22 protein-coding genes are annotated in these 21,680 nt (G+C 67.3%); 15 read left to right on the plus strand and 7 right to left on the minus strand.

Annotated features, from left to right (window positions below; genetic code table 11):
• Window positions 1–70: 70 nt before the first annotated feature.
• Together AU198_RS00835 and AU198_RS00840 are read left to right on the plus strand one after the other, a co-directional pair.
• The gene (locus tag AU198_RS00835; RefSeq protein ID WP_064345981.1) at window positions 71–517 is read left to right on the plus strand and encodes an Rv2324 family transcriptional regulator; all 447 of its coding nucleotides are present in this window, start codon (window positions 71–73) and stop codon (window positions 515–517) included.
• Between the two features lie 57 nt (window positions 518–574).
• On the plus strand, window positions 575–1,753 hold the full coding sequence (locus AU198_RS00840; RefSeq protein WP_064345579.1) for an FAD-dependent oxidoreductase: 1,179 nt from the start codon (window positions 575–577) through the stop codon (window positions 1,751–1,753).
• A 52-nt stretch (window positions 1,754–1,805) separates the two neighbouring features.
• Here AU198_RS00840 and AU198_RS00845 read toward each other — a convergent pair whose 3' ends face one another.
• From AU198_RS00845 to mftR, 4 genes are all read right to left on the minus strand, one after another.
• Window positions 1,806–3,086 carry a VOC family protein gene (locus AU198_RS00845; protein WP_064345580.1) on the minus strand — a complete coding sequence of 427 codons (1,281 nt, stop codon included), beginning with the start codon at window positions 3,084–3,086 and terminating at the stop codon, window positions 1,806–1,808.
• Window positions 3,083–3,607 carry an RNA polymerase sigma factor gene (locus AU198_RS00850; protein WP_064345982.1) on the minus strand — a complete coding sequence of 175 codons (525 nt, stop codon included), beginning with the start codon at window positions 3,605–3,607 and terminating at the stop codon, window positions 3,083–3,085. Before AU198_RS00850 ends, AU198_RS00845 begins: the two co-directional genes overlap by 4 nt.
• A 135-nt stretch (window positions 3,608–3,742) precedes the next feature.
• A complete protein-coding gene (locus AU198_RS00855) occupies window positions 3,743–5,401 on the minus strand; it encodes an NAD-dependent malic enzyme (protein ID WP_064345983.1) in 1,659 nt (552 codons plus the stop codon).
• Between the two features lie 59 nt (window positions 5,402–5,460).
• Window positions 5,461–6,060 (minus strand): mycofactocin system transcriptional regulator MftR, encoded by a 600-nt coding sequence (mftR, locus tag AU198_RS00860; RefSeq protein ID WP_064345581.1) that lies wholly within the window; start codon window positions 6,058–6,060, stop codon window positions 5,461–5,463.
• Between the two features lie 93 nt (window positions 6,061–6,153).
• On the opposite strand from mftR, the gene mftA reads away from it, so the two are divergent.
• The 7 genes from mftA (at window position 6,154) to mftG (ending at window position 12,743) form a co-directional block, all read left to right on the plus strand.
• Window positions 6,154–6,258 (plus strand): mycofactocin precursor MftA, encoded by a 105-nt coding sequence (gene mftA, locus AU198_RS25625; RefSeq protein WP_502689249.1) that lies wholly within the window; start codon window positions 6,154–6,156, stop codon window positions 6,256–6,258.
• Window positions 6,243–6,560: a mycofactocin biosynthesis chaperone MftB gene (gene mftB / locus AU198_RS00865; RefSeq protein ID WP_197415984.1), complete on the plus strand. Its 318-nt coding sequence runs from the start codon at window positions 6,243–6,245 to the stop codon at window positions 6,558–6,560. Before mftA ends, mftB begins: the two co-directional genes overlap by 16 nt.
• Entirely contained in the window at window positions 6,557–7,822 is a 1,266-nt protein-coding gene (mftC, locus tag AU198_RS00870) for a mycofactocin radical SAM maturase (protein WP_082690804.1), read from the plus strand. The genes mftB and mftC overlap by 4 nt, the downstream gene beginning before the upstream one ends.
• A 2-nt stretch (window positions 7,823–7,824) precedes the next feature.
• Window positions 7,825–9,015 (plus strand): pre-mycofactocin synthase MftD, encoded by a 1,191-nt coding sequence (mftD, locus tag AU198_RS00875; RefSeq protein WP_064345984.1) that lies wholly within the window; start codon window positions 7,825–7,827, stop codon window positions 9,013–9,015.
• A 130-nt stretch (window positions 9,016–9,145) separates the two neighbouring features.
• Window positions 9,146–9,889, plus strand: a complete 744-nt coding sequence (gene mftE / locus AU198_RS00880; RefSeq protein ID WP_064345583.1) for a mycofactocin biosynthesis peptidyl-dipeptidase MftE — start codon at window positions 9,146–9,148, stop codon at window positions 9,887–9,889.
• Entirely contained in the window at window positions 9,886–11,298 is a 1,413-nt protein-coding gene (mftF, locus tag AU198_RS00885; protein WP_064345584.1) for a mycofactocin biosynthesis glycosyltransferase MftF, read from the plus strand. The genes mftE and mftF overlap by 4 nt, the downstream gene beginning before the upstream one ends.
• Window positions 11,295–12,743 carry a mycofactocin dehydrogenase MftG gene (gene mftG, locus AU198_RS00890; RefSeq protein WP_064345585.1) on the plus strand — a complete coding sequence of 483 codons (1,449 nt, stop codon included), beginning with the start codon at window positions 11,295–11,297 and terminating at the stop codon, window positions 12,741–12,743. The genes mftF and mftG overlap by 4 nt, the downstream gene beginning before the upstream one ends.
• Here the strand turns inward: mftG and AU198_RS00895 are convergent.
• Window positions 12,666–14,315 (minus strand): MFS transporter, encoded by a 1,650-nt coding sequence (locus AU198_RS00895; protein ID WP_064345586.1) that lies wholly within the window; start codon window positions 14,313–14,315, stop codon window positions 12,666–12,668. The genes mftG and AU198_RS00895 overlap by 78 nt on opposite strands.
• A 90-nt stretch (window positions 14,316–14,405) precedes the next feature.
• Here AU198_RS00895 and AU198_RS00900 point away from each other — a divergent pair, with 90 nt between their 5' ends.
• Entirely contained in the window at window positions 14,406–15,059 is a 654-nt protein-coding gene (locus AU198_RS00900) for a TetR/AcrR family transcriptional regulator (protein ID WP_064345587.1), read from the plus strand.
• Here AU198_RS00900 and AU198_RS00905 read toward each other — a convergent pair.
• A complete protein-coding gene (locus AU198_RS00905) occupies window positions 15,025–16,287 on the minus strand; it encodes a cytochrome P450 (RefSeq protein ID WP_064345588.1) in 1,263 nt (420 codons plus the stop codon). The genes AU198_RS00900 and AU198_RS00905 overlap by 35 nt on opposite strands.
• 113 nt (window positions 16,288–16,400) lie before the next feature.
• Entirely contained in the window at window positions 16,401–17,651 is a 1,251-nt protein-coding gene (locus AU198_RS00910) for a cytochrome P450 (protein WP_064345589.1), read from the minus strand.
• 54 nt (window positions 17,652–17,705) lie between these two features.
• Between AU198_RS00910 and AU198_RS00915 the strand changes: the two genes are divergently transcribed.
• The 5 genes from AU198_RS00915 to rplW all read left to right on the plus strand — a co-directional run bounded on the left by AU198_RS00915 (window position 17,706) and on the right by rplW (window position 21,646).
• Complete coding sequence (locus tag AU198_RS00915) at window positions 17,706–19,346, plus strand: carboxylesterase/lipase family protein (protein ID WP_064345590.1); 1,641 nt, start codon at window positions 17,706–17,708, stop codon at window positions 19,344–19,346.
• Between the two features lie 359 nt (window positions 19,347–19,705).
• Window positions 19,706–20,011, plus strand: a complete 306-nt coding sequence (gene rpsJ, locus AU198_RS00920) for a 30S ribosomal protein S10 (RefSeq protein WP_003883485.1) — start codon at window positions 19,706–19,708, stop codon at window positions 20,009–20,011.
• Between the two features lie 11 nt (window positions 20,012–20,022).
• Window positions 20,023–20,676: a 50S ribosomal protein L3 gene (gene rplC, locus AU198_RS00925; RefSeq protein WP_064345591.1), complete on the plus strand. Its 654-nt coding sequence runs from the start codon at window positions 20,023–20,025 to the stop codon at window positions 20,674–20,676.
• Window positions 20,676–21,344: a 50S ribosomal protein L4 gene (gene rplD, locus AU198_RS00930; protein WP_064345592.1), complete on the plus strand. Its 669-nt coding sequence runs from the start codon at window positions 20,676–20,678 to the stop codon at window positions 21,342–21,344. Before rplC ends, rplD begins: the two co-directional genes overlap by 1 nt.
• Complete coding sequence (gene rplW, locus AU198_RS00935; protein WP_064345593.1) at window positions 21,344–21,646, plus strand: 50S ribosomal protein L23; 303 nt, start codon at window positions 21,344–21,346, stop codon at window positions 21,644–21,646. Before rplD ends, rplW begins: the two co-directional genes overlap by 1 nt.
• The last annotated feature ends 34 nt before the right edge of the window (window positions 21,647–21,680 follow it).

A 21,680-nucleotide genomic window follows, 5' to 3' on the forward strand; every position in this document is an offset into this window, starting at 1 on the left:
TTGCGTGTCTGGCAGCGGTTTGTTGTGTACAGTGCCCGAAAGCAATGATCTATTGCGTGTGGAGGTGACCATGGACCGCCTCGACGCGACCGACGAGCAGATTCTCGCCGCACTCACCGATGACGCCCGCGCGACCTACGCCGAGATCGGGGAGCGGGTCCACCTGTCCGCCCCCGCGGTGAAACGCCGAGTCGACCGCTTGCTCGACAACGGCGTCATCCGCGGCTTCACGACCGTTGTCGATCGGACGGCGCTCGGCTGGACCACAGAGGCGTACGTGCAAGTGTTCCGTCGCGGAACCATTGCCCCAGAACGACTGCGGGCGGCATGGATCGACATCCCTGAAGTCATCAGCGCGGCCACCGTCACCGGCACCGCCGACGCGATCCTGCACGTCGTCGCGCGCGATATGCGTCACCTGGAGGAGGCGTTGGAACGCATCCGCTCGGCTGCCCAGGTCGAGCGCAGCGAGAGCATCGTCGTGCTGACCAATGTGATCGACCGTGATCGAGGCTGAGCACCATTGCCCGGGGTGGCGGACAAATCGCCATAGGGATCGTGTAAGAAACTGCCCATGACCACACCAGCGGGCATCGTCATCGTCGGCGGCGGACTCGCGGCCGCCCGTACCGCCGAACAGTTGCGCCGATCGGAGTGCACCGGTCCGGTCACGATCGTCAGCGACGAGGAGCATCTGCCATACGACCGGCCTCCGCTGTCGAAGGAGGTGCTGCGCGCCGAGACCGACGACGTCACGCTCAAGCCCGCGGAGTTTTACGAGGAGAACGACATCGCCGTGCTGCTGGGCAACGGAGCGCGCTCTGTCGACACGGCCGCCCAGACGCTGACGCTCGCCGACGGCACCGAGTTGCCCTACGACGAACTCATCATCGCTACGGGCCTGGTGCCCAAGCGCATTCCGTCGTTTCCCGACCTTGCGGGCATCCACGTGCTCCGCAATTACGACGAGAGCGTGGCCCTTCGACAGGAGGCCGATTCGGCTCGCCGCGCCGTCGTGATCGGTGCCGGGTTCATCGGCTGCGAGGTGGCGGCGAGCCTGCGCAAGCTCGGCGTCGAGGTCGCGTTGGTGGAGCCGCAACCAGCACCCTTGGCGTCGGTGCTCGGTGAGCAGATCGGTGAGCTCGTGGCCCGTGTGCATCGAGCCGAGGGTGTCGACGTGCGCTGCGGCGTCGGCGTTTCGGAAGTGCGGGGTTCGGATCGCGTGGACACAGTGGTGCTCAGCGACGGCACCGAACTCGAGGCGGATCTGGTGGTCGTCGGTATCGGATCGCGTCCGGCGACCGACTGGCTCGAAGGCAGCGGCCTCAAGCTCGACAACGGGGTGGTCTGCGACGATCATGGCCGCGCCAGCGCGCCGCATGTGTGGGCCATCGGGGACGTCGCGTCATGGCGGCACAACCTCGGTCACCAAGTGCGCGTTGAGCATTGGAGCAATGTCGCCGACCAAGCCCGTGTGCTGGTGCCGACGATGCTGGGGCAGGAACCGCCGACGGCGGTCTCGGTGCCGTACTTCTGGAGCGACCAGTACGACGTGAAGATCCAGTGCCTCGGCGAACCGGAGGCCGACGACGTCGTCCACGTCGTCGAGGACGACGGCCGCAAGTTCCTCGCCTACTACGAGCGTGACGGCGTGGTGGCCGGCGTCGTCGGTGGCGGCATGCCGGGCAAGGTGATGAAGGTGCGCGCCAAGATCGCGGCGCGCGCACCCATCACCGACCTTCTAACCAAGTGATTCGGGTGTCCGAACAGTCGCTGAGCGACCGTCCGGACACCGAAACCGCCGATCAGAGCTCGCCGAGGTAGAAACGGGTGCCTTGGTCGTCGGTGCACAGCGCGGACTTCCCGTAGGACTGCTGCGACGGCGGCTCGATCACGGTGCCACCCGCCTCGCGCACCCGCGCCACCGCGGTGTCGATGTCGGCGACGGTCCACATCGGCACGGTCACCGCATCGGCGTTTCCCCCGGCGACGCCAGACATCGGATGCGTCTCACGCACCCCCCAGCCGTCGTCGATGCGTCCGGGCTCGAACGTCCAGAAAAGGAACCTGCTGTAGAACTCCTTGAACGCACCGGAGCTCGGGACTTGATAGGTGATATACGAAAGTTCGCCCGGCCCAGTGCCATTGAGCGCTGGACGCGGTATGCCGGGGACCGGTCGGAAGACCGCGAAGGCCGTCCCGGCGGGGTCGGTGGCGTCCAGGACGGTGCCGAAGTCGAACTCCCGGGACTGTTCCACAGTACCGCCGCCGTCGATGATCGACTGTCGTGCCCCATCGAGATCGGTGACCGCATAGCAGCACAGCATGCCCTGGGGCTTGGCGGAACTGAAGATGCCGATCCGCTGGTCGGTGTTGGTCACCTGGTGCGTCGACGGGTCGTAGCGCCACCCGAGCACGTGGCCGTAGAACGCGGCGGCCCGGTCGGCGTCGGGCACCCACACCGACACGTAGCCGACGTCGCCGTGCTGGATCGGTACGGCCGTAGCCGTCACGGGCCCGGTGAGCATCCAGCGGTGGCCGAACGGATCGACGATTGCGGCGCTGCGCGCGCCGTAGTTCTCGTACGGCTCGCGTTGCACCTCCGCCCCGTGCCTGCGCGCCCGTTCCAGCGAAGCGTCCGTATCGGCCACACGCAGCATCAAGCTCACCGAAACAGACTGCCTCACAGGAGCTCTCAGCCCGATCTCGGGATACTCGTCGGCGAGGTAGAGCACGCCGTCGCCGATCGCCAACTCGGCGTGACCGATCCGGCCGTCGTCCATCTCGAAGGGTTCCCCGACCACCGTGGCGCCGAGCGCTTCGACATACCACGCGATCGCATCGCGAGCATTGCGCACCGTCAGATACGGAAGTGCCGCCGACCGGGGGAGCGTCGACTCAACGCTCGGCTCGGACAGTTCGGCGATCGCGGTATCGGTTCCACTCATGACGACCTCCTCGGTTCGATTGGGTAGCGAAAGCGCCGACTCCAGTCGTGCGCGCAGCCCGGCGGCGAAAGCCGGGTCGGGGGTGACCGGAAGCTCGTCGCCGCGCAGCACGGCCAGCGGATCGTGGCTGTTGTTCACGACTGCCTCCCTTCCGGTTCCGGGTAGTGAGCGCGAAAAGCCCTGCGGGCCCGCACCAGCAGCGCCTCCGTCGCGTGCACCGTGCGGCCGATGAGCTCGGCGCACTCGGGCACCGAGCAGTCGTCCATGTAGCGCAGCGCCAGAACCGTGCGGTGCTGCTCGGGCAGCTTGGCGAGCACGCTTTCGGCGACGATGCGATCCAGTTCGGCGTCCCAGTCGTCGGGCGGCTCGACGGGTTCGGGCAGATCGGCGACCGGGGTGGTGAACCGGTCGTGGCGGCGTCGGTAGTGGTCGGCCAACTTGTGGCGCGCCACGCCGAGCAACCACGGCACGGTCATCGGTGGCGGAGCGGCCTTTCTCGCGGCGTCCATCGCCGCCAAGAAGGTTTCCGACGTCAAATCTTCGGCGGTTCCACGGTCACCACAGCGTCGGACGAAGTATCCGTACACCACCGGCAAGGATTCGTCGTACAACGCCAGCAGCTCCCGTGGAGCGTCGGTGCCGTTCGGTTCGGCGCTCACATCCATATCGTCGCCGTCGCGCGCCGAACTCCGACGGTCTTGCCGCAACTTTTTTCGGCGAGCGCTCACTTCTGTACAGATTTCGGCGGGCTGGATCCGTATAAGGATGAGCGCTCGCGGACAGGGGCAGACAGTTCAGTCCCGGTATTGGGGAGTCCACCGCACGTCGACGATCCGCTGCGCCAACTCGTCGGGGGTGCGGGTGGGCGCCACACCGTCGTCGACGGCTTGCGTCGCGACCGCCTGCGCAATGCGTCCGGCCACATCGGGTATTTCCGACCACGCGGGCAGCAGCGGTGCCCCGGGATCGGCCAGGGCGGGAGACGCGTCGCCGAGCGCCGCGGCCGCGGCCCGCATCATCTCGTCGGTCACCCGGGTCGCCTGCGCCGCCGTGACGGCCAGGCCCATCGCGGGGAAGATGTAGGCGTTGTTGCATTGCGCGATCGGTTGCTCCACCCCGTCGCGCTGAAGCGGCGCGAACGGCGACCCTGTCGCCACCAAGGCCCGTCCGCCGGTCCACGCGTCGAGTTCGGCAGGATGTGCCTCGGCCCGGCTGGTGGGATTCGACAGCGGAAATATGATCGGACGATCGACCTTGGCGGCCATCTCGCGCACGATGGCCTCGGTGAAAGCCCCTGTTGCGGTTGACAATCCGAGGAGTACACCGGCCTCGATGCGATGGATGACGTCGGCCAGCTGAGCCGGCCCGGACAAGCCCCAGCTCGCCACGCGCTGGGCGGGCTGGGCGAATGTCCGCTGACCGGGGGACAGGTCCGTGCGGTCGTCAGTGAGCAGACCGTTGACGTCGACCACCCAGATCTGCGCCGACGCCTGCTGAGCCGACAAGCCCTCGCTCATCATCTGGCGGTGCACCATCTCGAGCACCCCGATGCCCGCAGAGCCGGCCCCCAGCATCACCACCTGCTGCTCGGACAGTGGGCGCCCCGCCACCTTGGCCGCGCCGTGCAGCGCTCCCAACGTCACCGCGGCGGTGCCTTGGATGTCGTCGTTGAAGGTCAGCAGTTTGTCGCGATAGCGCTGAAGGATCGGCAGCGCGTGCGCGGTGGCGAAATCCTCCCACTGCAGAAGGACGTCGGGCAGCTCGTCGTGCACCGTGGTGACGAAATCGTCGATGAACGAGTAATACTCGTCCTCACCGATGCGGCGGTGGCGCCAGCCGAGGTATTGCGGGTCTTCGAGCAGTTCGACGTTGTCGGTACCGACGTCGAGCACGACGGGAAGCGTCCGGGCCGGGTCGATTCCGCCGATCAGTGTGTACAGCGAGAGCTTGCCGATGGGGATACCCATGCCGCCGATGCCCTGATCACCCAGGCCCAGGATGCGCTGGCCGTCGGTGACGACGATGACGTCGACCTCCCGGCGCGGGCGGTTGCGCAGCATCTCGCGCAGGAACTCGCGGTCAGGGTAGGAGACGAACAGACCGCGCGGGCGCCGGTAGATCTCGCTGAAGCGCTGGCACGCCTCGCCGACGGTCGGTGTGTAGACGATCGGCATGGTTTCGGCGATATGGTCGCGCAGCACGCGGTAGAAGAGTGTCTCGTTGCGGTCCTGCAGGTTTCGCAGATAGATGTGTCTGTCCAGCGGCTCACGACGCCTGCTGAACTCGCGCCACGAATGTTCGGTCTGCTGCTCGAGGCTCTTCTCGACGGCAGGAAGCAGTCCCAGGAGACCGAATTGGCGACGCTCGGAGTGGGTGAAAGCGGTGCCCTTCGTCCACAGCGAGTCGTAGAGCAGATCATGACCCGTCTTCTGCTCAGCGCTTTGCTCGGCCATCGGCTTCCTTTCGGGCGACCGCACCAAGCTATCGCGGTCGTCCAGAGCGCCGAGGTGATTCAGCGATCGAGGGCCCACAGCCCGTCGGCGACGGTGTCGAACGCCGCGCCGAGCGCCGCGGCCAGCGGGACCGTCTCGTCGGCCAGCCAGTGTTCGTACGCGGACAGCGCAACCCCGAGCATCGTCCACGCGACCGTCTGCGGTACCAGGTCTGTTGCGGTGGTGTTGAGCCGTTTGGCGACGAACTCGGCGACCACGCCGCGCCAGCCGGCGTACATGGTCATCGAGTAGGCCTGCAGCGCGGCGGTCTCCAGGATGACGCGCATGCGCATCCGGTGGCGCGCCGTCTCGGCGGCATCGAAGCTGTTGAACGCCAGCAACGCGGTGCGCAGCGCATCGCCGATCGGCACCTCGGGATCGAGATCGGCCAGCAGATCTCGCATGTGGGCCAGATGAGCGTCGAAATCCCCCCAGGGCAGAGCGTTCTTGGAAGGGTAGTAGCGGAACAGCGTGCGCCTCGCGATCCCCGCGGCTTCGGCGATGTCGTTCACGCTGACGTCGTCGAAGCCGTGCGCGGCAAACAGGTCGATGGCCACATCGCTGATGTGGTCCCACGTCGTCGAGCGCCGGCGGCCCACCCGGTGCTGGTCCGGCCCCATAGGGGGTCCCCTTTCCATTTAGGCACTCGATGCCATATTATTGCGACCTCGATCACAGTTGTCGAGAACCGGTGATATCGGAAGCAGAAGTCAATGGAGGGCCAAATGGAACCGAAGCAGCAGGTGGAGAACGACGAGCTGGTTTCCGAGACGCTCGTCGAAGAGGTGTCGATCGACGGGATGTGCGGGGTCTACTGACCGTGACCTCGTTGTCGGCGGCGCCCGAGGAAGGCACCGCATTCGACCCGGAGCTCGGCTGGCGGCTGCACCACCAGGTGGCGGTGCGGCCGGAGCCGTTCGGGGCGCTGCTCTACCACTTCGGGACGCGCAAGCTGTCGTTCCTGAAGAACCGGACCATCGTCGACGTCGTCAACACCTTGTCCGACCATCCCGACGTCCGATCCGCCTGCCGTGCCGCCGGTATCGACGACACGCAGCAGGCGCCGTACCTGCAAGCACTCGGTGTGCTTGCTCGATCGAAAATGCTGGTGCCGCAATGACATCAACCGAAGCCGTCCGTGTCCCCCGGCTGGTCGAGCAGTTCGAGCACGGCCTCGACGCGCCGATCTGCCTGACCTGGGAACTGACCTACGCCTGCAACCTCGCGTGCGTGCACTGCCTGTCGTCGTCGGGTAAGCGCGACCCGCGCGAACTGACCACGCAGCAGTGCAAGGACATCATCGACGAGCTCGAGCGCATGCAGGTCTTCTACGTCAACATCGGCGGCGGCGAGCCGACCGTGCGTTCGGACTTCTGGGAGCTCGTCGACTATGCCACCGCCCACCACGTCGGCGTGAAGTTCTCCACCAACGGTGTGCGCATCACGCCCGAGGTCGCGGCCCGGCTGGCTGCCAGCGACTACGTCGACGTGCAGATCTCCCTCGACGGCGCCACGGCGGAGATCAACGACGCCGTCCGCGGGGCGGGCTCCTTCGCGATGGCGACCAGGGCACTGCAGAACCTGGCCGACGCCGGATTCAAGGACGCCAAGATCTCGGTGGTCGTGACCCGCCACAACGTCGACCAGCTCGACGACTTCGCCGCTCTGGCAGCGCAATACGGTGCAACACTGCGCATCACGCGGTTGCGGCCGTCGGGTCGGGGCGCCGATGTCTGGGACGACCTGCACCCAACCGCCGACCAGCAGGTCCAGCTCTACAACTGGTTGGTCGCCAAGGGTGAGCGGGTGCTGACCGGGGACTCGTTCTTTCACCTCGCCGGGTTGGGTGAACCGGGTGCGCTCGCCGGGCTGAACCTGTGCGGGGCCGGTCGCGTCGTGTGCCTCATCGATCCTGTCGGTGACGTCTACGCGTGCCCGTTCGCCATTCACGACCGGTTCCATGCCGGAAACATCCTGTCCGACGGTGGTTTTCAGAATGTCTGGCAGAACGCGCCGCTCTTCCGTGAGCTGCGCGAACCGCAGTCGGCCGGCGCGTGCGGCAGCTGTGGGCACTATGACAGCTGCCGCGGCGGGTGCATGGCCGCCAAGTTCTTCACCGGGCTGCCGATGGACGGCCCGGACCCCGAGTGCGTCCAGGGCTACGGCGCTCCGGCCCTGGCTCAAGAGCGGGTCAAGCCGAAGTCCAGCGTCGACCACTCGCGATCGGGTCCGGTGATGCTCAAGCTGCTCACGACGCCTCCCCGATCTGATGTCGGCGCCGGAGCGCCTCGCCGGTCTGATGTCGGCGCCGGAGCGCCTCGCCGGTCCGATGTCGGCGCCGGAGCGCCTCCGAAACGCCTCTGCAACGAAAGTCCGGTGTGATCATGGCCGACACCTGGTTCGAAACGGTCGCCGCCGCTCAGGAGCGGGCGAGGCGCCGGCTCCCCAAGCCGGTGTACTCGGCGCTCATCGCCGCCAGCGAGAAGGGCGTGACGGTCTCCGACAACGTCGAGGCGTTCGCCGAGTTGGGCTTCGCGCCGCACGTCGTCGGTGCGACCGAGAAGCGCGATCTGGCCACCACCGTGATGGGACAAGAGATTTCGCTGCCGGTGCTGATCTCACCGACCGGGGTGCAGGCCGTCCACCCGGACGGCGAGGTCGCGGTCGCGCGCGCGGCCGCCGCCCGCGGCACCGCGATGGGTCTGTCGTCGTTCGCCAGCAAGCCGATCGAAGAGGTCATCGCGGTCAACCCCAAGCTCTTCTTCCAGGTCTACTGGCTGGGCGGGCGGGACGCGATCGCGGCCCGGGTCGAGCGTGCTCGGCAGGCGGGTGCGGTCGGCCTGATCGTCACCACGGACTGGAGCTTCTCGCACGGCCGCGACTGGGGCAGCCCGAAGATCCCCGAGCAGATGGACCTGCGCACGACCGTGCGGATGCTGCCGACCGGTCTGACCAAACCGCGCTGGATGTGGCAGTGGGGTAAGACCCTGCGGCCGCCTAACCTGCGGGTCCCCAATCAGGCCGCGCGAGGCGAGGCGGGTCCGCCGTTCTTCGCCGCGTACGGCGAGTGGATGGGCACCCCACCGCCAACCTGGGAGGACATCGCCTGGCTTCGTGAGCTGTGGGGCGGTCCTTTCATGCTCAAGGGTGTGATGCGTGTCGACGACGCGAAACGTGCTGTGGACGCGGGTGTCTCAGCGATCTCGGTGTCCAACCACGGCGGCAACAACCTGGACGGCACACCCGCGTCGATCCGCGCGCTGCCCCCGATCGTCGAGGCCGTGGGGGATGACATCGAGGTGGTGCTCGACGGCGGCATCCGACGGGGCAGTGACGTGGTCAAGGCGGTCGCGCTCGGTGCCCGCGCGGTCATGATCGGGCGGGCGTATCTCTGGGGGCTGGCGGCCAACGGGCAGGCCGGTGTCGAGAACGTGCTCGACGTTCTGCGGGGAGGCATCGATTCTGCATTGATGGGCCTTGGGCGCGCATCGGTGCACGATCTCGGGCCCGCCGACGTGCTGGTCCCTCCCGGGTTCGTCCGGGCGCTCGGCGTGCCCGGAGGTTCGACCACCTGACAGCCGGCCCTGCCCGGGAACGTGCTGGTACGGGCGGGGCGCAGGGGACTGAGGGGGCGGCGCAGGTGCCGGCGGCGAGAAATTCGGTGAATCAATTGCTGCGCATGCTTCAACAATTGGCGCACGACAGGTGAATTCGGCCTACCATCGGCGGGTGCCATCTGTCAGCGAGCTCGCGAATGCGACGTCGAAGCAGTTGCAGAGCAAGCCGTCAGCACTCCTCGTGCCCGTCGGATCCACCGAGCAGCACGGCCCCCATCTTCCGCTGGACACCGACACCCGGATCGCGACCGCCGTCTGTCGGGCGGTTGCTGACCGCCTGGTCGGCACCGATGGTGTCAACTGGATGGTCGCGCCGGCCATCGGCTACGGCGCCAGCGGCGAGCACGAGGAGTTCAGCGGCACCGTTTCGATCGGGACGTCCGCGCTGAGGCTGTTGCTGGTGGAGTACGGCCGGTCGGCGTCGCGGTGGGCGTCGAGGCTGGTCTTCGTCAACGGTCATGGCGGCAACATCGAAGCGCTGGCCGCGGCGACCGCTTTGCTACGGTACGAGGGTCGCGATGCGGGCTGGTGCTCGTGCACGGTCGCGGGCGCCGACGCGCACGCGGGCCATACCGAAACGTCTGTATTGCTACATATTTCGCCCCAAGACGTCCGCATCGACGAGCGGGTGCCCGGCAACATGGCGCCCCTTCGCGAGCTGATCCCCGAAATGCGTCGAGGTGGGGTGGCCGCGGTCAGCGAGGTCGGCGTGCTCGGCGATCCGACCACCGCCACCGTGGAGGACGGCGCCCGTATCTTTCCCGATATGGTCGAGACCTGCCTTCGGCGGCTCACGCGATGGGCACCCGATCGCGACGGGATGCTGACATGACCGGACCGCGACTGCCCGACGGTTTCGCCGTGCAGGTGGACCGCCGGGTGAAGGTGCTCGGCGACGGCTCGGCCCTGCTCGGCGGTTCCCCGACCCGCCTCCTTCGCCTGGCTCCGGTGGCGCAGACGATGCTCAGCGGCGGCCGGCTCGAGGTGCACGACGCCGTCAGCGCCCAGTTGGCCCGGACCCTGCTCGACGCCACGGTCGCGCATCCCCGCCCCGCCAGCGGCCCTTCGCACCGCGACGTGACGGTGGTTATACCGGTGCGCGACAACTCTTCTGGGGTGCGCCGGCTGCTCACCGCCGTGCGCGGGCTGCGGGTGATCGTGGTCGACGACGGCTCCGAGACACCACTGGACGCTGCCGACTTCGCCGACGTCCACGCGGGGGTACAGGTGCTGCGACACGAGCGCAGCCGCGGGCCCGCGGCGGCCCGCAATACCGGTCTGGCAGCGTGCACCACCGACTTCGTGGCCTTCCTGGACAGCGACGTCGTGCCGCGGCGCGGATGGCTGGAGGCGCTGCTGGGCCACTTCTGCGACCCCGCCGTGGGCCTGGTCGCACCGCGCATCGTCGGTCTCCGTGAACCCGACAATGTGGTCGCCCGCTACGAGGCGGTGCGCTCGTCGCTGGACCTCGGGCTGCGGGAGGCCCCGGTGATGCCGTACGGAACGGTGTCCTATGTACCCAGTGCCGCGATCATCGGGCGGCGGGCGATATTGGGCGAGGTCGGTGGCTTCGACGAGACGCTGACGTCCGGTGAGGATGTCGATCTGTGCTGGCGACTCATCGAATCCGGTGCGCGACTGCGTTACGAGCCCATTGCTTTGGTGGCGCACGATCATCGGACGCAACTGCGAGAGTGGTTCTCGCGCAGGTCTTTCTACGGTGAAGCCGCCGCACCGCTGTCGGTCCGCCACCCCGGCAAGACCGCTCCGCTGGTGATCTCGGGCTGGACGCTGGTGGCGTGGATGCTGATGGCGACAGGGTCGTCGATCGGGTATCTGGCCTCGATCGTGGTCGCAACCATCACCGGCCGGCGCATCGCCAAATCCCTGTCAAGCGTCGAGCCCGAACCCAAAGACGTCGCGGTGGTGGCCGCACACGGACTGTGGTCGGCGGCCATGCAGTTGGCGTCGGCGATCTGCCGGCACTACTGGCCGCTCGCGCTCGTCGCCGCGCTCCTGTCCCGACGATGCCGACAGGTCGTGCTCGTGGCCGCGGTGGTGGAGGGGGTCGTCGACTGGCTGACCCGGAGCCGGAACACCGAGGACGACAACCAGCGGGTCGGCCTGCTCACCTACATCGTCCTCAAGCGCCTCGACGACATCGCCTACGGGGCAGGTCTGTGGACAGGGGTTGTCCGTGAGCGGCATCTCGGTGCGCTCAAACCCCAGATCCGGACTTGAGGCCACCCTGGTTCGTCCGCAGTGACGTCCTGATCGTCGGTGCCGGCAGCGCCGGATCCGTTCTGGCCGAGCGGCTCTCCGCCGACCCCGCATGCACCGTCACCGTCGTCGAATCAGGCCTCGGACCGTCCGACCCGCGGGTCTCGGCACAGATCAACGACGGACTGCGACTGCCGATCGGCACCGCGAGTTCGGTGGTGCGGCGGTACCCGACCACACTGACCGTCGCCCCTCTTCGTCACGCGACGCTCATGCGCGGCGAGGTGGTCGGAGGATCGGGCGCCGTCAACGGAGGCTACTTCTGCCGTGGGTTACCGTCGGACTTCGACGACTGGGGACTGCCCGGCTGGACATGGCCGGAAGTGCTTCCGCACTTCCGGGCCATCGAAACCGACCTCGACTTCGACAATGCGGTACACGGCTCAGAAGGGCCGATACGGATTCAGCGGGTATCCGAATTCGACGGCTGCACAGCATCATTCGTGAGAGCAGCCACCCAGGCCGGGTATCCGTGGATAGCGGATCTGAACGGGTCGACGGCCGAGGCGCCGGTCGGCGCCGGAGTGGGGGCGGTGCCGCTGAACATCTACCAGGGCGCCCGGATGGGTCCCGGTGGGGCGTACCTGCAACCTGCCTCGGGCCGCGCGAACCTCACGGTGCTCACCAGCACCCGGGTCCGCCGCGTCCGGATCGTCGCCGGACGCGCGGTCGGCGCGGAGTGCGCGGGCCCAGACGGTGCCGTCTATCTCGAGGCGGACCGGATCGTGTTGTGCGCCGGTGCAATCGGCTCGGCGCACCTTCTGATGCTCTCCGGTGTGGGCCCACCTGACGCCCTCGAGCGCGCGGGGATACCGGTGACAGCGAGCGCTCCGGTGGGAGCCGTGATGTCGGACCATCCCGAATGGGTGCTACCGGTGAACTGGACGGAAACGCACGGGCTCCCACCTCTCGAGGCCGTGCTCACTACCGGCAACGCGCTCGAGATCCGGCCGTATACAGCGGGTTTCGGGGCCATGGTGAGTGGGCGGCGCGACGATCCGGCTGACCACCCCCATATCGGCGTGACGTTGATGCGCCCGAAGTCGCGAGGGGTCGTCACGGTCGTCAGCGCCGACCCCGATGTCCCTCCGGTCATCGAGCATCGTTACGACAGTGAGCCCGACGATGTCGAAAAGCTGCGTGCCGGAATGGCGTTGTCCCGTGAACTCGTCGGCGGGGCGGCCAAGGTCGGTCCGGCGTCATGGTCGACGTCGCAGCATCTCTCGGGGACCGCGCCGATGGGTGGCGATGACGACGACCTCGCTGTGGTGGACCCGCGGTGTCGGGTGCGCGGGGTCGAGGGGCTGTGGGTAATCGACGGGTCGGTGTTACCGGTCATCCCGAGCCGGGGCCCGCACGCCACCATCGTCATGGTCGGGCACCGGGCGGCCGAGTTCATCGTCTGACCGCGAGACCATTCGCTCGATGAAGCGGAGCTGCCTGCCGTCGCGGCCCGGCGCCCATAGTGCGATGAATCCCGCCGCTACAGCGCACAGGACACCGAGGGCGATCAGCGAGGTGTGCATGGCCTCCAGGAACGCCACCTGCGCGGCCTCCGACAGGCTTGCGCCCTGCGGCCCCAGCCGCGCGGCCACCTCGAGTGCCTCGGCCAACGAATTCGAGGCGGCGGTGCGGAGCGATTCGGGTAGTGCGCCCAGATGCGGCTGCAGCCTGTCGCCGTACTGGGCGGCCAACACGGAGCCCGCGACTGCGATGCCAAGGGCGGCTCCCACCTCGCGGGTGGTGTCGTTGACCGCCGACGCGACGCCCTGCTTCTCGTCCGGCACCGCCCCCATGATCGCCGAAGTCGCCGGCGCTGTGCACAACCCGATACCCGTCGACATGATGAGCAGCGGCAGCGCCAGGTCCAAGTACGGCGAGTCGACCTCCAGTGTCTGCATGTAGAACAGCCCTACCGCGATCAGTGTCAGGCCGGTGGACAAGACGATCCGCAGACCCAGTCGCGGCAGATACCACGGTGTTGTGAGGCTCAGGACCAGCAGGGGGGCGACCAGGGGCGCCAACGCGAACGCCGTTTGCAGAGGCGTGTAGCCGAGCAACAGCTGCATGTACTGCATCGAAACGAAGAAGAATCCGAAGTTGGCGAGGAAGAAGAACGTCACCACGACGGAACCGGTGGTGAAGTCGGCCTTGGCGAACAAGCGGACGTCGAGTAATGGGTGCGCGCTGCGCAGTTCCCACACCGCGAAGGTGGCCGCCATGACAATCCCGCCGGCCATGCACCCGTATACGAGGGGATGCGTCCAGCCGTGGGCGGGCGCCTCGAGCACGCCGTAGACGAAGACCGCGACGGCCCCGCCAACCAATACCGCTCCTGGCCAGTCCAGCGGTGTGGCTTGCTGATCGCGAGACGAGGCCACCGTGCACGCGAGGCCGAACAACCCCGCACCCGAGATCGCGAATGCCCAGAAGATCGATTGCCACGACCAGAAGTGCAGCAGCACACCGGATCCCAGGAAGCCGACCACTGCACTCGAACCCGCGACACCCGCCCAGATGCCGACGGCCTTGTTGCGTTCGGCCTTCGGGTACGCGGCCGTCAACAGCGACAGTGTGGCCGGCATGACGAACGCCGCACCGACGCCGGCCACGGCGCGAGCGATGATCAACGCGACTGGACCGTCGAAGATCAGCGGCGCGGCCGAGGCCAGCGTGAAGATTCCGAGACCGGCGAGCAGAGCGCCGCGGCGACCGTACCGGTCGCCGATCGCACCGGCAGGCAACAACAGACACGCCAGCACCAAGGTGTAACCGTCGACCACCCACGTCAACTGTGCTTGTGTGGCCGTGGTTTCGATCGCGATGTCAGGCAGCGCGGCGTTGAGAGCCACCATCGAACTGATGACCAGCGCGACACCCATGCAGGCCACGGTCAGTAACCAGACGCGCGCCCGATGGGACAGGTGGGCGACGCTCGCGCCGATATCCTGTTCAGACCGGCTGAGGGTGTCGACCATGCGTCGCTCTCTTTCTGAGGAGATTTTCGAGACTAACAGTCTTGTTGTGAGACCGATAGTCTTGTTCCCGGCGAGGAGGTGGGTTAAACGATGAGCGGGGCGAGTACCGACCCGAGGCCGGCCCGGTCGCGTGCCCGCCTGCTCGAGGCGGCGACAACGCTGCTGCGGGCGGGCGGCCCGAGCGCGGTCACCATCGACGCGGTCACCCGAACCGCCAACGTCGCGCGGGCCACGCTGTATCGCCACTTCCCGAGCGCCAACGACTTGATGGCGGCGGCGTTCTTGAGCCTGCTCAACCCCGCGCCTATGCCGCCGTCAGAGGGCGGCCTGCGCGAGCGGCTGATCGCGGTCGTGGTCGGGTGGGCGGAGTCGATCGCCGAGGCGTCCGCGATGATCACCGCCATGACGTGGATGGCGTCCGGTCCCGACGTGGGGACGTACTCCGAAGTGCAGCAGCCGGATTCCGATGCCGTCGGCACCCTGAGGTCACGCATCATCGCGCTGTACTCGGCGCCCTTCGACGCGATCCTCGACGGTGCCCAGGCGGCCGAGGAACTCGACGAGGTGGACCGGATCCAGACCATCGCACTTCTGATCGGCCCGTTGATTCTCGGGAAGCTGTCGACCGTGGCCGACTTCGACTACCGCGCGTGCGCGGAGGCTTCGGTGGACGGTTTCCTGGCCACCCACGCGAAGAAGCCGACCGAGATCACCTCAGCGAGTAGCGAATCGGAAGATGCTTGAGGCCCCCGACGAAGACCGTCGCGGCTAGTTCGGGTTCGCCGGCCAGTTCGATCGAGTCCAGCCTTGGGAGCAGTTCGGTGAACAGGCTGTTCATCTCCATGCGCGCCAACGCGGCCCCGAGACAGAAGTGCACTCCGTAGCCGAACGAGAGATGCTTGTTGGGATCGCGGCCCACGTCGAACTTGAACGGCTCGTCGAAAACGTCTTCGTCACGGTTGGCGGATACGTAAGCGAGATAGGCGGATTCGCCCTTGGCGATCGGTACGCCCCGGACCTCGGTGTCTTCGGCTGCGGTGCGCATGAACTCTTTGACCGGGGTGGTCCAGCGGATCATCTCCTCCACCCCGGTCCCCATCAATTCCGGTTGGGCCTGTAGCCGTGCGAGTTGGTCGGGATTGTCGATCAGCGCGCGCAGACCACCGGAGATCGCGTCCTTGGTGGTGTCGTGGCCCGCGGTGGCCACGATCACGTAGTACGACGCGGTGTCGACCTCCGACAACGGCTCACCGTTGATGGTTCCGTTGGCGATCGCCGAAGCGAGGTCATCGGTCGGGTTCGCCCGGCGTGAAGCGGTCAGTTCGCCGAAGTAGGCGAAGAACTCGAGCACCGTCTGCAGCTTCTCCTCAGGGGTGGTGCCGCGCTGGTACTCCTCGTCGTCACCGCCGAAGATCTCCTGGGTGAGCTTGAGCATGCGCGGGAAGTCCTCCTCGGGCAGCCCGAGCAGCGAGAGGATCACATAGAGCGGATAGTGCACCGCGATGTCCTCGACGAAGTCGCATTCGGGCCCGATGTCGCGCATCTTGTCGACGTAGCGCTTGGCCAGCTCGTCGACCCGAACCTTCAGTTCGCGCATCGCCTTGGGGCGGAACCAATCCGCGCCGATCTTGCGGACATCGCGGTGGTGCGGGTCGTCCATGTGGATCAGTGTTCGCAGGCCCATGCCGGCTTCCAGCTGCGCCCTGGCCAGGTCGTCGGCCTCGGCGGTCGCGAGCAGCGGCCGCGGCTCGCTCAGCCACAGGTTGTTGTCGCGCTCGATCGCCATGATGTCGGCGTGCTTGGTGATGGCGTAGAACGGCCGATACGGCGGGTGGTCCACATAGGGGACCGGGTTGTGGGCCCGCAGATGAGTCAGCGCGGCGTGCAGCCGATCGTCGTCGGCATACGCCTTGGGGTCGGCGAAGACCTTCGCGGCTTCCTGTGATTCCTGGTCCATCGTCGGCGTGCTCATGAAGCTCCTCGGGAACGACTTGACGGGTGTCAAGTGCAGTCTATGTGACCGACGCCACTTCGCGCCGCGAGGGTGGCTTCATCACCGCGATGTCACCGCGATGGCGCCGATTCTCAGCGCAGCGAGTATCTGATCGGCAGGTGCTTGAGCCCGCCGACAAAGATCGTCGCGATGAACTCCGGGTCGCCGGCCAAATCGATCGCATCGAGCCGAGGCACCAGCTCGGTGAAGAAGCTGTTGATCTCCATGCGTGCCAGGGCGGCGCCGAGACAGAAGTGCACGCCGTAGCCGAATGAGAGGTGCTTGTTCGGGTCTCGGCCGACGTCGAAGCGGAACGGCTCGTCGAAGATGTCCTCGTCGCGGTTGGCCGAGACGTAGGACAGCAGCACCGACTCGCCCTCCTTGATCGGCACACCGCGCACCTCGGTGTCGGCCGTGGCGGTGCGCATGAACTCCTTGACCGGGGTGGTCCAGCGGATCATCTCCTCGACCGCGGTGCCCATCAGCTCCGGGTGGGCTTTCAGTCGAGCGAGCTGGTCCTGGTTCTCGATCAGCGCCAGCAGGCCACCCGAGATCGCCGCGCTCGTGGTGTCGTGGCCCGCGCTGGCAACGATGACGTAGTAGGACAGGCAGTCGACGTCGTTGAGGTACTCGCCGTCGATCTTGGCGTTGGCGATCGCCGAGGCCAGGTCGTCGGTGGGGTTGGCCCGGCGTTCGGCGGTCAGCGCGGTGAAGTAGCGGAAGAAGTCGGTGATGACCTCGTGCAGTTCCTGCGCGCTCTTTCCGCGGGTGAACTCGTCGTCGTCGCCGCCGAACATCTCCTGGGTGAGCTTGAGCATGCGGCCGAAGTCGGATTCGGGCAGGCCGAGCAGCGACAGGATCACATAGAGCGGGAAGTTCACCGCGACCTCTTGGACGAAGTCGCATTCGGGACCTTTTTCGACCATCTTGTCCACGTAAATCTTGGCCAGCTCGTCGACGCGGGCCTTCAGGGCGCGCATCGCCTTGGGCCGGAACCAGTCCGCGCCGATCTTGCGGATGTCGCGGTGCAGCGGGTCGTCCATGTGGATCAGAGTGCGCAGTCCGCCACCGGCGGCGAGGTTGGCCTGCGACAGATCATCGGTCGCGGCCGTGACGAGCATCGGGCGTGGTGCATTGATCCAGAGCTCGTTGTCGCGCTCGATCGCCATGATGTCGGCGTGTCTGGCGACGGCCCAGAACGGCCGATAGTCCGGCACGTCGACATAGGACACCGGGGCGTTCTTACGCAGGTGGGTCAATGCGGCGTGCAGGCCCGCCTCGTCGGTGTAGGCCTTCGGATCGGCCAGCACCTTGGCGGCGTCATCGATGATCGGCGTGCTCATAGGTTCCCTCGCTCAGGGTCATACTTGACAGCTGTCAACTACGCACTCTAAGCGATGCTCCGAGCCGGGGGATCCGGGCCGCGTCAGTACGCTCGCGAGGTGGCGAGTGCAAGGGGCGGGCCGATTGTGCGGCGCGGCGTATGTCGCGCGGCGGCGGCGCTCGCACTGCTTGCGGCCGCACTGTCCGGCTGCGCCCAGGGCGAGACCGCAGCGGTGGATGTGCCAGCCGACCCCGGGGTCGTGCGGACCGCCGCGGGCGCCGTCCGCGGGACCGTCGCCGACGACCATCGGTACTTCGCTGGAATCCCTTACGCCGCACCGCCTCTCGGTGCGTTGCGCTGGCAACCACCCGCGCCGGTCGCGGCGTGGACGGGGTTCCGGGACGCGACTCGCCCCGGTGCGCGCTGCATTCAGGACACCAGCTCCGACGTCGACCGGCGCCAGCCCAGCGAGGACTGCCTGACCCTCAACGTCTGGACCCCGCCGCCGTCGGACGAACCGCGGCCGGTGATGGTGTGGATCCACGGCGGGAGCTTCCTGAACGGCAGCGGCGACATCTACCCCGCGCGGCGATTGGCCGGCCGCGGCGTAGTCGTCGTCACGATCAACTATCGCCTCGGGGCGCTGGGCTTCCTGGCCCACCCGGCGCTCGGTTCGGGCGGCGACGTCGGCAACTACGGCCTCGCCGACCAGCAGGCCGCGCTGCGATGGGTTCGCGACAACATCGCCGGATTCGGCGGGGACCCCGCCAAGGTCACGATCGCGGGCGAGTCGGCAGGCGGGACGGCAGTGTGCGACCACCTCGTCGCGCCCGGGTCCCGGGGACTGTTCAGCGCGGCGATCATCCAGAGTGCGCCATGTCAGGCGCAGTACGACCTGCCGGCCGCCCAGCAGGCCAGCACGGCGTACGCGGCTGATGTCGGATGCGCGGATCCTCACCTCGCCGCGGACTGCCTACGGTCTGTGCCCGCCGATCGGTTGCAGGCCCCGCTGATGTACTCGCGGTTCGGGGCCGAACGCCTGAGCGGCCCGGTGGCGGGCACCGAGGCGCTGCCCGAGAACACGTTCACCGCGATCACCGGTGGGAAGGCTGCCCGGGTGCCGGTGCTGATCGGCACCACACGAGACGAACACACGCTGTTCGCGGCGCTGCAGGCGTTGCGCGGGCGGCCATTCGATGCCGGGAGCTACCCCGAACTGCTGGCCGAGGCCTTCGGGTCGCACGGGTCGGCCGTGGCGGCGCGGTATCCGCCCGAGCGGTACGGCGGAAGCGTTGCGCTGGCGTATTCGGCGGCGGTGACGGCCTCCGAATACGCCTGCGTGGCCGACCGGATGGCCGACGCCCTTGTCGACCAACCCGTCTATGCCTACGAGTTCGCCGACCGCGGCGCGCCCGCGCCCGAACCGTTGCGCGGTGCGCCGTTTCCGGTCGGCGCGGCGCATTCCCTGGAGTTGCGCTACCTGTTCGACGTCGGCGGCGCGCCACCGCTGGATCCCGCCCAACAACGGCTGTCCGAGGAGATGGTCGACTACTGGGCGCGGTTCGTCGCGACCGGATCACCAGGCATCGGGTGGCCGGAGTTGACCAGCGGACCGGCGGGTGAGCGGATGTGGCTGGAAGCCGATGGCAACCGCGTCGTCACCGATTTCGAGCAGCAACACCAATGTGCGTTTTGGGCCGGTTTCAGCGACTGACGGCACCGCGACCGTCACGGGTAGGGTGGGCCCGCAGGCTCAGCGCCGGGCAACCGGGTATCCCGTGGCCAGGGATTTGGAGCGTGCCGTTTTCTAGGGCATACTGTTCGGGTTGCCTTGAGCCGGGACGGTGCCTGTTCGGACCGCGTGGCCGGGGCATACGACCGGCGCCCAACCGGGCGCATCCGGTGCCAATCTCGATCGCGAAGATTTTCGGAGCGGACGAGCGTGTGCGGGCGACACACCCGACCGCGGGTACCGGTGGACCACAGACAGAAGAACAGCGGCGGCATAGCAGCGTGACTGCGCCGGTGAGAGCGGCCCATTTCCGGGCCCAGTATGAGTGAGGTAGGAGAAGCGTGGCGGGACAGAAGATCCGCATCAGGCTCAAGGCCTACGACCACGAGGCGATCGACGCCTCGGCGCGCAAGATCGTGGAAACGGTCACCAGAACCGGCGCCAGCGTGGTTGGTCCTGTGCCGCTGCCGACCGAGAAGAACGTGTACTGCGTCATCCGGTCCCCGCACAAGTACAAGGACTCGCGGGAGCACTTCGAGATGCGCACCCACAAGCGGCTGATCGACATCCTCGACCCGACGCCCAAGACCGTTGACGCCTTGATGCGCATCGATCTGCCGGCCAGCGTCGACGTCAACATCCAGTAGGAGACCAGGACATGGCTAGAAGAGGCATTCTGGGCACCAAGCTGGGCATGACGCAGGTGTTCGACGAGAACAACCGGGTCGTGCCGGTGACGGTCGTCAAGGCCGGGCCCAATGTGGTGACGCGCATCCGTACGCCGGAGCGCGACGGCTACAGCGCGGTGCAGCTGGCATACGGCGAGATCAGCCCGCGCAAGGTCAATAAGCCTGTCACGGGCCAGTATTCGGCGGCTGGGGTCAACCCGCGTCGGCATCTGGCCGAGCTGCGGCTCGATGACGAGTCCGCGGCCGCCGAATACGAGGTCGGTCAGGAGTTGACCGCCGAGATCTTCGCCGACGGCACCTACGTCGACGTGACCGGCACCAGCAAGGGCAAGGGTTTCGCCGGCACGATGAAGCGGCACGGTTTCCGCGGCCAGGGCGCCAGCCACGGCGCACAGGCGGTGCACCGCCGCCCCGGTTCCATCGGTGGCTGCGCCACGCCCGGCCGGGTGTTCAAGGGCACGCGCATGTCTGGCCGCATGGGCAACGACCGCGTGACGACGCTGAACCTGTTGGTGCACAAGGTCGATGCCGAGAACGGCGTGCTCTTGATCAAGGGCGCAATCCCCGGCCGTAACGGCGGGCTCGTGATGGTCCGCAGTGCAATCAAGAGGAGCGAGAAGTAATGGCTCTCAAAGTTGATGTCCACACGCCTGCGGGGACGAAAGACGGTTCCGTCGAGCTGCCCGCCGAGCTGTTCGACGTCGAGGTGAACATCGCGTTGATGCACCAGGTGGTCACCGCGCAGCTGGCCGCGGCGCGGCAGGGCACGCATTCCACCAAGACACGCGGTGAAGTCCGTGGCGGCGGTAAGAAGCCGTACCGGCAGAAGGGCACCGGCCGTGCGCGCCAGGGCTCGATCCGGGCGCCGCAGTTCACCGGCGGTGGCACCGTGCACGGTCCCAAGCCGCGCGACTACAGCGAGCGGACTCCGAAGAAGATGATCCGGGCCGCCCTGCGCGGTGCGCTGTCCGACCGGGCCCGCAATGATCGGATCCACGCGGTCACCGAGCTCGTCGAGGGCCAGGCGCCGTCGACCAAGAGCGCCAAGGCATTTCTTGCCACACTTGTCGCCGACCGCAAGCTCGAGAAGAACAAGGTGCTCGTGGTGATCGGGCGCGCCGACGAGGTCAGCGCCAAGAGCGTGCGCAATCTCCCGGGCGTGCACGTGCTTTCGCCCGATCAGCTCAACACCTATGACGTGCTCAATGCTGACGACGTGATCTTCAGCGTCGAGGCGCTCAACGCCTACATCAGCGCCAACCAGACTGCGAAAGAGGAGGTGTCGGCCTGATGGCGACCGTCACTGACCCGCGCGACATCATTCTGTCGCCGGTCATCTCCGAGAAGTCGTACGGGCTGATCGAGGACAACGTCTACACGTTCATCGTGCATCCCGACTCGAACAAGACACAGATCAAGATCGCCGTCGAGAAGATCTTCGGTGTCAAGGTCGACTCGGTGAACACCGCCAACCGGCAGGGCAAGCGCAAGCGCACCCGCACCGGATACGGGAAGCGCAAGAGCACCAAGCGCGCCATCGTCACGCTGGCCGCGGGTAGCAAGCCCATCGACCTGTTCGGAGCACCGGCTTGATTTCGTCAGGCCGGCGACGGAGGAAGACCTAGAG

The sequence above is a fragment of the Mycobacterium sp. GA-1199 genome, assembly GCF_001500045.1.
Lineage (GTDB): Bacteria > Actinomycetota > Actinomycetes > Mycobacteriales > Mycobacteriaceae > Mycobacterium.

Coding starts and splice junctions, on each gene's coding strand:
- AU198_RS00900 (WP_064345587.1), top strand. CDS start 14,406: ATGAGCGGGGCGAGTACCGACCCGAGGCCGGCCCGGTCGCGTGCCCGC.
- mftA (WP_502689249.1), top strand. CDS start 6,154: ATGGAGGGCCAAATGGAACCGAAGCAGCAGGTGGAGAACGACGAGCTG.
- AU198_RS00905 (WP_064345588.1), bottom strand. CDS start 16,287: ATGAGCACGCCGACGATGGACCAGGAATCACAGGAAGCCGCGAAGGTC.
- mftR (WP_064345581.1), bottom strand. CDS start 6,060: ATGGGGCCGGACCAGCACCGGGTGGGCCGCCGGCGCTCGACGACGTGG.
- rplC (WP_064345591.1), top strand. CDS start 20,023: ATGGCTAGAAGAGGCATTCTGGGCACCAAGCTGGGCATGACGCAGGTG.
- AU198_RS00835 (WP_064345981.1), top strand. CDS start 71: ATGGACCGCCTCGACGCGACCGACGAGCAGATTCTCGCCGCACTCACC.
- AU198_RS00915 (WP_064345590.1), top strand. CDS start 17,706: ATGCTCCGAGCCGGGGGATCCGGGCCGCGTCAGTACGCTCGCGAGGTG.
- mftD (WP_064345984.1), top strand. CDS start 7,825: ATGGCCGACACCTGGTTCGAAACGGTCGCCGCCGCTCAGGAGCGGGCG.
- rplD (WP_064345592.1), top strand. CDS start 20,676: ATGGCTCTCAAAGTTGATGTCCACACGCCTGCGGGGACGAAAGACGGT.
- AU198_RS00910 (WP_064345589.1), bottom strand. CDS start 17,651: ATGAGCACGCCGATCATCGATGACGCCGCCAAGGTGCTGGCCGATCCG.
- AU198_RS00895 (WP_064345586.1), bottom strand. CDS start 14,315: ATGGTCGACACCCTCAGCCGGTCTGAACAGGATATCGGCGCGAGCGTC.
- mftC (WP_082690804.1), top strand. CDS start 6,557: ATGACATCAACCGAAGCCGTCCGTGTCCCCCGGCTGGTCGAGCAGTTC.
- AU198_RS00855 (WP_064345983.1), bottom strand. CDS start 5,401: ATGGCCGAGCAAAGCGCTGAGCAGAAGACGGGTCATGATCTGCTCTAC.
- AU198_RS00840 (WP_064345579.1), top strand. CDS start 575: ATGACCACACCAGCGGGCATCGTCATCGTCGGCGGCGGACTCGCGGCC.
- mftF (WP_064345584.1), top strand. CDS start 9,886: ATGACCGGACCGCGACTGCCCGACGGTTTCGCCGTGCAGGTGGACCGC.
- rplW (WP_064345593.1), top strand. CDS start 21,344: ATGGCGACCGTCACTGACCCGCGCGACATCATTCTGTCGCCGGTCATC.